This is a genomic window from Arenibacter sp. S6351L, assembly GCF_023016025.1.
GTDB lineage: Bacteria > Bacteroidota > Bacteroidia > Flavobacteriales > Flavobacteriaceae > Arenibacter > Arenibacter algicola_B.
The window spans coordinates 1-9,322 of record NZ_JALKBB010000056.1 but is presented as its reverse complement, the minus strand read 5'-3'; the positions used below and the strand labels follow the sequence as shown (position 1 = coordinate 9,322).

Below are 9,322 nucleotides of genomic sequence, written 5' to 3'. Positions count from 1 at the left end.
CCTAATTTTATACATAACAAAAAACCTGTGAAGTTAAATTCACAGGTCTAATATATATTCTTTAAAAACCGTCAACCTATTTTAGGACGACTCAGAACCTAGGTTCTACTAATAAAATGTTGCTCTTTTATCCTCTATAGTAGAAGATTCTTTTAAGGCATTGTAAACGGCGAAGTTTACTCTACCGGCAGCACTGGCCTGTAAGTTATTGGCATAGGTACTGTAGTTATCCAATTTGGCAGCCTCTTCTTTTTTGGTGACCGTTAGCATATACACGCCACTATCGCCCTTAATTAAACCAGAGGTAGCCCCTTGCTCCATAGCAAAGGCAGTACCAACTACGAAAGCCTCCGATCCGGCACCCGGGATGATAGGGGATTTCATAGTCAAAGCAGAAGCTGTAGAAGCTATAACATTATTATCCTTGGCGAAATCATCCATAGTTTTACCCTTATTGGCTTCTATGATTTGTGCCGCCTTTTTTTCCTTTCGCAATTTTGGAAGTACCAAAGCTGATGCGTCTTCCACACTCATAAGCCCTTCAGCATACTTTGCTGTCAACCTAACAACGGCATAACCATTGTTTATATTGAACCTTTTAACCTCACCCAATTTGGTATCTTCGTTAAAAGCCCATTGAACAATGGCACGTTGTGCCGAAAGTCCTGGTAGGTTTTCATCCATTTCCTTAATTTTATTTACCGGCCTAACCACGAAATTACTTTCTTTGGCTGCTACAGCAAAATCTTTATCCGAGGTAGTTTCCATTTCAAATTTGGTCGCCTCGGTGAACAAGGTATTGATAGTTTCTTCGGACGGCTCTATTTCCCTTGCCAAAGTGGCAATTCTAACAATATCCTGCTTATCATCTATCTTAACGATGTGGAATCCAAAATCTGTTTCTACCAAACCTATGGCTCCAACCGGATTACTAAATGTGAAGTCGTTGAATGGTGCTACCATTACCCCTTCCTGATTATATCCTAGGTCACCACCTTGGGGCGCAGAAGGTCCGTCTGAATTATCCCTGGCCAATTCGGCAAAAACAGTCCCAGTTCGTTTTGCCTCTACCAGTAATTCCTTAGCTTTTTTCTCAGCTTCCTCTTTAGTACGGGTAACCTCTGGATTGGCACGTTGAGCCCCTGCATAAGAAATTAGGATATGACTGGATTTTACCGTACCATTTGCCTTTCTATCCATCATTTTGGATACCTTAAAGTAATCCCCATCGCGATAAGGACCGAACATACTTCCTTTTTCCAAGGACATTAGCGTATCCGCAAATTTAGCAGGCAAATCTTTCTTAGCCTTAAAAATAGTATCGAATTTTATATCCGAATTTCTATCCAAAAATGCAATCATATCAGTGGTATTCTTGAAACCTTTAATGGTATCGTTTGCGTCCTTTTGAGTATTGTACTCAACGCGATCCTCCAATAGTTTGTTAATTTCCTCCTTTACAGCATTCTCATCTTCCAAAGAAGCCTTTTCCTCGAAATAGACAAATTCTAAATCTCTGGCCTTATCTTGTTTATAATCTTTTTTGTGATCATTGATATATGCCTCGATCTCTTTCTTGGTAACCGCTATGGAAGAATCAGGAATAGAGGAAAAAGGCACACGCACATACTTAATATCCACTTTATCATTGGCCAATTTATAATCCAATTCCCCTTCTTTCAGGGTTGAACCAACACCTGCTTTTATAAGGTTAAAATAAGTCTGCTCCTTTGCATTCTGAATAATGGCCTGTTCATCCTGTAACCACAAAGCGTAACGACCTGGATTGTTTGCTTTCCAATCGGCCACCGCTTCCCTAAACTTATTCTCATCAAAAACACCGCTGGCATTATGAAATTCAGGATTTTGAACATAGGAAGGAATAGTTTTGATGTAGTTTATTATCTGATCCTGTTCTATATTAATACCCAACTCATCAAATTGCTGAGCAAGAATGGTATTCCTAACCTGCCTATCCCAGACCTGATTGACCAATTGCATTGAAGAAGAAGTTGGACCGGCCATTCTAGAATACGCCTCCACATCCCTTCTAAATTGATCTATGGAAATTTCGTCCCCATTGATCTCTGCTACGGAAGAACCAACCTTTCCACCACCCAATTCATTGCTGCTGAACACTCCTGAAATTACGAATGCGAACAAAGCCAAACCAATGATTAAAATTAAAACGGTAGTTCGTTTCCTTATATTCTCTAAAATTGCCATTATGTAAACTGTTTAAATTTATCCCGTTACTATCGGGAGGCGAAATTACTACTTTCTTTTGAAATAATAAAAACTAAAAAAAACCAAAAAAAATCCCTCAAATGCCTATTCATCGTCAAGCACTTCCAAGGACACCATATCTATTTTATTACTTGAAACTTCCAACACCACAAAAAGGAAATTACCGATCTTAATCTCGGAGCTTTTTTCTGGGATCTCTCCGGTTTCATTAATGATCAGACCTCCCAATGTTTCATACTCATCACTTTCGGGAAGCTCCAATTTATATTGTTCATTAATATAATCTACTTCCAACCTACCCGAAAACTTAAAGGAGTTTTGATTTATCTGTTCCTCATACAAATCGGTAGTGTCATGTTCGTCCTCTATGTCTCCGAATAGCACCTCCACAATATCCTCGACCGTCATAACCCCCGAAGTACCACCATACTCGTCCAGAACTACTGCGATACTCTTCCTTTTTTTGGTCAAAATATTAAGAATATCATTGATTAGCATTGTTTCCGGAACAAACTCTACAGGCAGTAGGATACTCTTTATAGTTTTGGGCTTCTTGAAAAGCTCGTAGGAATGCACATAACCAATAATATTATCTATGGTATCCTTGAATACCAATATTTTGGAATAACCTGTTTCTGTAAAAAGCTTTGCCAAATTTTTAGGGGTCTCATGAAGTTCCACTGCCGCAATCTCTGTTCTGGGCACCATTACTTCCCTGGCCTTTACCCCTGAAAACTCCAAGGCATTTTGGAAAATTTGTATCTCGGAATCCACCTCGTCTTCCTTCTCTACAGCTTCCATTTGCTCGGTGATATAATCTCCCAATTCTATTTTACTAAAGGCCAATTGCACCTCATCCCCATCTGTTTTAAAGAGCACCTTAAGAATTATATCGGAAATCCAAATAACGAAATCCGATATTACAGAAAATAACACATAGAAAATATAGGCCGGTATTGCCAATAACCTCAGCATAGTGTTGCTGTAGATCTGAAATAATACCTTGGGCAAAAACTCCGCGGTCAGTAAAATAATCAAGGTAGAGATAACGGTTTGGGTAACCAAACTGAAATCGGTAAGCATTAAACTTAAAAAGCCACCTGGGGTCGACTCGATTCCCGCAAATAGGCTCATAAGCAGATCCCCCATAAAAAGTCCGTAGACCACTAAGGCAATATTATTGCCAATAAGCATGGTAGCAATGAACTTGGAAGGTTTTTTGGTAAGTAGCGTCAGCACCTTTGGCATAAATCCATCCTGCTTCTTTTCTATTTCTATGTGAATTTTATTCGCAGAAATAAAGGCTATTTCCATTCCTGAGAAAAAAGCCGAAAACAGCAATGAAATAACAATGATAATGACAATATATGCCTCCAAGATTATTGTTTATTGTTTTTTTGACGCTCTTCAAATCTTTTTCTATAGGTCTTCTTAAAAATGAACATCCCTATGGAAACAATTCCAAAGAAAACAAACAAATAGGCCCTTTGCCTATCTATGTTCCACTGTTCGTAAACCTCAAAAACGGACACTACGGCCACTGCCAAATAAAGGTATTCCGTATATCTTAAAATCTTAATCATTTTCTTCTATCTTCTTTTCTTTTATACTCATATAACCGTAGGTCTTATTAGCATTAAAAAAACTAAAATCCCTATTAAAATCCATTCCCTCACCATCCATTATAGTTCCTTCCTCTGGATTGGTATATTTAAATTTCTGTTGGGTAAAAATCCAATCATTGGCCCTATCCCAATATAATTGTGGTGCCTCCAATTTTTTACCATCACTGGATTCCATAACCACATTACCTTGCAAATCTATTAAATTAGTACTGGAATAAATAATTCCGTAATCTGCAGTAACAGTGCTCTTTTCTCCCTTTTCATCAAAAAACTCCAAAATGAGTCCATCGGGGAAAGTTGTATAAGGGAAAAGCAGATTGTCAAATTCATTGCTGACCGGGCTTTTTAACACGGCAATAACATGTGCAGTAACAACCCCTTCATTTTTTTCAAGTTCATCGGTCTCCGTATAAGTTAAGGTAAATTCCTCCGCAACAGCACTAGGAAATATCTTTTTTATAGCCTCGTCCCCAACTCTCTTATAATTATCGGCACAGGAATAAAAAAGCATTGCCATAGAAAAAACTATGGCAATGCTCCTTAAATTATATAAATCTTTTTTTTTCATCTTATAGGTTGGGCACTTTTACACTACCACCTACCCAACAAGAGAAACTTACTGTTTTACCGGCCATACCGGAATTAAATATATCCGTTTTGGATGGCGCCTTGGCTGAGTAACTAGCGGCTGCCTGACCTGCCCTACCACTTAAAGCTGGATCCACACGACCTGCCTGGCGGGCCATTTCTGCAGCTTTCCAATAGATAGCCCTTTTCTCGAATGGAGTGCTACCACATTCATTGGCGCTACCCGCATACAAACTGGCAATCAACAAATAGGCCTTACCATTGGAAGGGTTGGCATCAATAGCTTTTTGCGCATAACTCCTGGCAGTAGACTTACTACCTCTTCTATAACTTGTAGCAATTTTATAAGCGATATTGGATTTTTTTCTGGAATCGGTTTCCAACTCCAATGCTTTGTTGAAATCTGCAATAGCACCACTGGTATCTCCTGCATTATTCTTTAGGGCACCACCATACATATATGCACTGGCGGAAGGCTCCAAGGCCAATTGTACCTCGAATAATTTTTTGAACATTGGATCTTCAGTACACTCCTTGCTGTACATTCTTCCAACAGCTCTCTTAACCCAGGTTATATCTCCTTTTTTTGATTCAAAATTCTTTTGATACAAAGGAATCAAGTTTTCACAGTTCGCTAAGGCACCCAATTTGCTGTCTATACTTTCAGCTATTTTACCATAGCTTTCAGAATAACTATTGTAAGAACTCAATTGCTTTTTCTCTTTTGAAGTCAAAGTACCTGCATCTTCCTTAGGAAGAAGTTTGGTTATAACCTCTGTAAGCTTATCATTTTCCTCATCTATTTTTTCGGTGATGTTGTCATATTTCTCAAATACTTCCTCCACATCCTTTTTGCCGGCACTGTTTAAATCTACCAAGCTGGAGAAATACAAATACAAGGCCTTAGGATTTTTGAAATTGGCCTTATCCTCTGTAAAAGCCTTGTCTAGCTGAGAGTAGATTTCCTCATCGGTAATCATTTTCTCATCATATTTCAACAATACCTTATCTATAATGGTCTCCGCAACGTCTGTCTTTGCAGGAAAGTACTTCATCCTGTTATCATATAGTTCCATTAAGGCATTAATATTGGCAGTTTTGTCTGCCCCGGTAGATTTTGAAAGCCTATCCTTTAAAATCCGTTCACCATATAATATGTTGGCCCAGTTTAAGGTAGGGCAATTTTCATATACCATTTTCCATGGCGTATAAGCAGCCTCATAATTCTTAACTTTCACATGCTCCGTGTAAATGGAAAGATTGGTCATACACTCCGGGTTTTGAGCTTGGGAATGCCCTAAACCCACAAATCCCATGGCGGCTATCGCTGTGATGTAGAGTTTCTTTTTCATCTGTCTGTTTATTTTAAGGTGGTTAAAGTAATAATTTTTAATTAATTTTTCTCGGTATGAACCATTTATCGTTTAAAGATAGGCCCACATTAACTTTGAAATAACTTTCCTCTACTAAATCCCCATATTTGGTTCCTCTTTTTCCAAGTTCAAAACCGAGGTTAATATTTGAAAGATTACGACCCAGTGGTAAACCTAATCCAAAAGTTATGCCAAAATCATTAATCTCCTTATTATCTACTATTATTCCCGATTTGGAGACTTTTGCTCCGGCCCTATAGGTAACTCTTTTCAAATAACTTGTAAAAGAGGTGTATTCAGGGATGTAATATCCGCCAAGTCTATAGGTCTGGGCATTTTGGTACTCCAAATTGCTAGCAGGCGAAAGCTCGTTCTCAAAAGAGCTTAATTCCTGAAAACTATATTCCGCCCCTAAAAACCACTTTTTATCTTGACCATAACCCACCCCTAGTGTGGCGGTAGTTGGAATCTGCACCCCTGTACGCGCCAAGCCCTGTGCTTCCAAATCCACTTCTGTTACTTCAATATCCCTACCGCTAACGGTGGAAAATGAACCTATGGTCCTAGTATTTTCAGAAACCAAATTGGCCTGGGTATTTACTACAATGCTGGTAAAAAGAGTATGTTTTTCGGTAATGGCCGGTGTAAAACTGGCTCCAAAGTTAAAATCGAAGCCCTTAATCCTGGATTCTATCTTGTTAAAAGAACCAAACTGAACATCTTCAACAGTCTGATAACTATTGGTAATCTGGTTCCCAAAATTAAAATTACTGGTAACCCCTAAACTTAAGTTTTTGAAAAGTTCATAGCCAACAGAGATATAAACCCTGTTTAAACCTCCCTCTCCATTAAACGATTCGGATACGAGTCCTTGGGAAGTGGTTCTTTCAGATTGAAAATTGTACCCTACGGAGGAATACGGCATAATACCAAAACCAAGACCAAAGCCTTTTCCCAAATTAAACCCTAATGACAAGTAGTCCAAATTTGAAATAGAGGCATTTTCTTTGGAATCGTTGGTTTCAAACCTGTACTCCTTACGTGATAGTCCCGCTGTGTACGTCGTTAACCCCAATTTACTATATGCTGCGGGATTATTAAGATTGATGTGAATACTATCCGTATAAACACTCAACCCACCCATCATTTGATTCTCCACTGTGCCGGTAGCCCTTAAATCCCCAACACCAAAGTAAGAATAGGGGGAAGCAGTACTATTCTGAGCATATATGCTTACCGAAGTTACGCATAAAATTGCAATAATAAAATTTTTGATCATCTAGCGCTTGTTGTATTCTAACAAATGGTATAACCCCAACAGGAGAAATTTAGAATGCGCAAATATGGTATTTTTTAATCGTTTTGACAAAAATTGAGCATCACCTCCTGTTAAAATAACTGTTAAATCGACAAATCTACTTCTATATTGATCAATTATTCCGTCAATTTCATTGCAAATGCCATTGACAACACCACTATGCATGCTAGTTTCAGTAGTGTTTCCAATAAAGTCTATTATGGCCTTTTTTTTCAACAACGGCAATTTGGACGTTTGTTCGTGCATAGCTTTGTACCTCATGGCTATTCCCGGCGAAATGGCCCCGCCCAAATATTCCCCATAGTCGTTAACGGCATCATAGGTTACGCAGGTGCCCGCATCTATGACCAGGGTATTTCCTTTAGGGTTATGATAAAAGGCCGCTGTTGCAAGGGCAATTCTGTCCACACCCAGGGTCTGGGGGGTAGCATAGGAATTCTTGAAGGGAGTTTTGGAGGTGTAACTCAGGACATGAACCTTACAGAAGACGCATAACATGGCTATTTCCTCATGGCCCATCCCTCCTACGTTGGAAACAATGGCATTTTGAATAAGAAAGTACTCGGCAAAAATAGATTTCACACTTTTTGCAAAATCTGCACAGGGAATTTTTCGATAGGAAATAATTTTACCATTATCGAAAACCGCCATTTTTACTAGGGTATTACCCACATCTACAATCAAGTTCATACTGTAAAGATCAAAAAACTTAAAAAAACAAAAACCTTTTTTTTCATTTTTGTTTGTATATCCTAAATTTGAATTTATATTTGCACCCGCTTACAGCGTTTGGTGCCTTAGCTCAGTTGGTAGAGCAATGGACTGAAAATCCATGTGTCCCTGGTTCGATTCCTGGAGGCACCACCTCAAAAGCCCTTGATTATCAAGGGCTTTTTTTATTTTTACCCCCTTTGCTTGCCTCAATTATAAACTACTTTATTATTTAGTACTAAATATTGGCCCAAGAAGCCTATTTTACTTTTCCAAGAGTTTTGTTATGCTTACCGACTCCCAAATTATTCCTTGGTAGGCACTTTTATATCCACCTTCATATAATATACCAATATTTTTCCGATCAATAAAGGTCAAATCCGAATAAGCAGAAGGACCTTGAAAAATTTGTTTTTCAACCGGCCAAGTCTTTCCATCGTCCCTACTTAATCTTAGCGTCATATTCACCCTATTTTTAGCATTTGCCGGATTTGCAAAGAGAACATATAACTGACCTTTAAAATCAAAGCGCAAGGTACTGGCCTGACAAATTGGCTCTATCAAAGACTCATGATGATGCATGTCTTTCCACGATTCCCCGCCGTCATCGCTATAGGCAAGCTGCCTACTGCTCATATTCCGATCATAATTACGCATATTCAACATTAGACTATGATTGGAAAGTTCCACTACTTCACATTCATTTACTTGATCAAGGGGAGTACTTCCTCCCAACTTCCATGTGCTCCCATGATTGTCAGAATAAATGGTATGCGAATAATACTTTTTGGTTACCGCCTCAATATGATCACTTGCGATTACCAACCTGTCTTTGTACTTACCTCCAAGAATTTGTATGCCAGACCCAGGTCCTGTGGCATACCACGTCCAATTGGGCAATTTTACGTCTGAAGTGATTTCTTTGGGTGCACTCCAACTTTTGCCCTCATTTTCCGATTTTATTACAAACACCCTGCGAGTGTCCTTGCTCTTTTGGGCTATTATTTCCGATTCATGGTCTTCCCCTAAATTCCAGGTGGACAATAAAAAAATATCTCCCGTTGTACGATCTACTACCGGTGAAGGATTTCCACAGGTATTTCCTTCATCGTGCCAAAGTACTTCCAATTTGCCCCAGGACTTTCCACCGTCTGTTGACCGCTTCATTACCAGATCGATACTTCCTGTATCGCTACAGCCATTTTTCCTACCCTCGGCAAAAGCCAATAAAGCACCTTTTTTTGTTGTAACTACAGCCGGAATGCGAAAACATTTATAACCTTCATTACCTCCTTCAAAAATATAATTCAAGGTTTTTTCTTGCTCTTTTCCCCCTTTTGGCGATTGGGAAAATAAGGGAGATGTCCAAGAAACAAACAAGAGAAGAAATAAACATCGCTTCATTAATGTGTTGGAATTAATCATTTGGTTCCTTCTTTAGGGTTCAAAAAAAAAAAAAA

The 9,322-nt window shown here is 38.8% G+C and carries 8 protein-coding genes and 1 tRNA gene; 1 reads left to right on the top strand and 8 read right to left on the bottom strand.

From position 1 onward, the window contains the following. Positions 1-108 precede the first annotated feature (108 nt). The 7 genes from MWU82_RS23585 to MWU82_RS23555 form a co-directional block, all read right to left on the bottom strand. Positions 109-2,226 carry a peptidylprolyl isomerase gene (locus MWU82_RS23585; RefSeq protein ID WP_247098162.1) on the bottom strand — a complete coding sequence of 706 codons (2,118 nt, stop codon included), beginning with the start codon at positions 2,224-2,226 and terminating at the stop codon, positions 109-111. Positions 2,227-2,331: 105 nt separating this feature from the next. After that, the gene (locus MWU82_RS23580; RefSeq protein ID WP_281502469.1) at positions 2,332-3,624 is read right to left on the bottom strand and encodes a hemolysin family protein; all 1,293 of its coding nucleotides are present in this window, start codon (positions 3,622-3,624) and stop codon (positions 2,332-2,334) included. A 2-nt stretch (positions 3,625-3,626) separates the two neighbouring features. Beyond that, the gene (locus tag MWU82_RS23575) at positions 3,627-3,830 is read right to left on the bottom strand and encodes a hypothetical protein (RefSeq protein ID WP_031445465.1); all 204 of its coding nucleotides are present in this window, start codon (positions 3,828-3,830) and stop codon (positions 3,627-3,629) included. Beyond that, positions 3,823-4,440 carry an LPS export ABC transporter periplasmic protein LptC gene (gene lptC / locus MWU82_RS23570; RefSeq protein ID WP_215949434.1) on the bottom strand — a complete coding sequence of 206 codons (618 nt, stop codon included), beginning with the start codon at positions 4,438-4,440 and terminating at the stop codon, positions 3,823-3,825. The genes MWU82_RS23575 and lptC overlap by 8 nt, the downstream gene beginning before the upstream one ends. A gap of 1 nt (position 4,441) precedes the next feature. Beyond that, a complete protein-coding gene (locus tag MWU82_RS23565; RefSeq protein ID WP_215949435.1) occupies positions 4,442-5,812 on the bottom strand; it encodes a hypothetical protein in 1,371 nt (456 codons plus the stop codon). 37 nt (positions 5,813-5,849) lie between these two features. After that, positions 5,850-7,112: a hypothetical protein gene (locus MWU82_RS23560; protein ID WP_215949436.1), complete on the bottom strand. Its 1,263-nt coding sequence runs from the start codon at positions 7,110-7,112 to the stop codon at positions 5,850-5,852. Next, positions 7,113-7,841, bottom strand: coding sequence for a type III pantothenate kinase (locus tag MWU82_RS23555; protein WP_215949437.1), 729 nt, complete (start codon positions 7,839-7,841; stop codon positions 7,113-7,115). Positions 7,842-7,942: 101 nt separating this feature from the next. Between MWU82_RS23555 and MWU82_RS23550 the strand changes: the two genes are divergently transcribed. After that, a tRNA-Phe gene (locus tag MWU82_RS23550) sits at positions 7,943-8,015 on the top strand. A gap of 111 nt (positions 8,016-8,126) precedes the next feature. Here MWU82_RS23550 and MWU82_RS23545 read toward each other — a convergent pair. Then, positions 8,127-9,287, bottom strand: a complete 1,161-nt coding sequence (locus MWU82_RS23545; protein WP_247098161.1) for a sialidase family protein — start codon at positions 9,285-9,287, stop codon at positions 8,127-8,129. Positions 9,288-9,322 lie beyond the last annotated feature (35 nt).

Coding starts and splice junctions, on each gene's coding strand:
- MWU82_RS23585 (WP_247098162.1), bottom strand. CDS start 2,226: ATGGCAATTTTAGAGAATATAAGGAAACGAACTACCGTTTTAATTTTA.
- MWU82_RS23575 (WP_031445465.1), bottom strand. CDS start 3,830: ATGATTAAGATTTTAAGATATACGGAATACCTTTATTTGGCAGTGGCC.
- lptC (WP_215949434.1), bottom strand. CDS start 4,440: ATGAAAAAAAAAGATTTATATAATTTAAGGAGCATTGCCATAGTTTTT.
- MWU82_RS23565 (WP_215949435.1), bottom strand. CDS start 5,812: ATGAAAAAGAAACTCTACATCACAGCGATAGCCGCCATGGGATTTGTG.
- MWU82_RS23560 (WP_215949436.1), bottom strand. CDS start 7,112: ATGATCAAAAATTTTATTATTGCAATTTTATGCGTAACTTCGGTAAGC.
- MWU82_RS23555 (WP_215949437.1), bottom strand. CDS start 7,841: ATGAACTTGATTGTAGATGTGGGTAATACCCTAGTAAAAATGGCGGTT.
- MWU82_RS23545 (WP_247098161.1), bottom strand. CDS start 9,287: ATGATTAATTCCAACACATTAATGAAGCGATGTTTATTTCTTCTCTTG.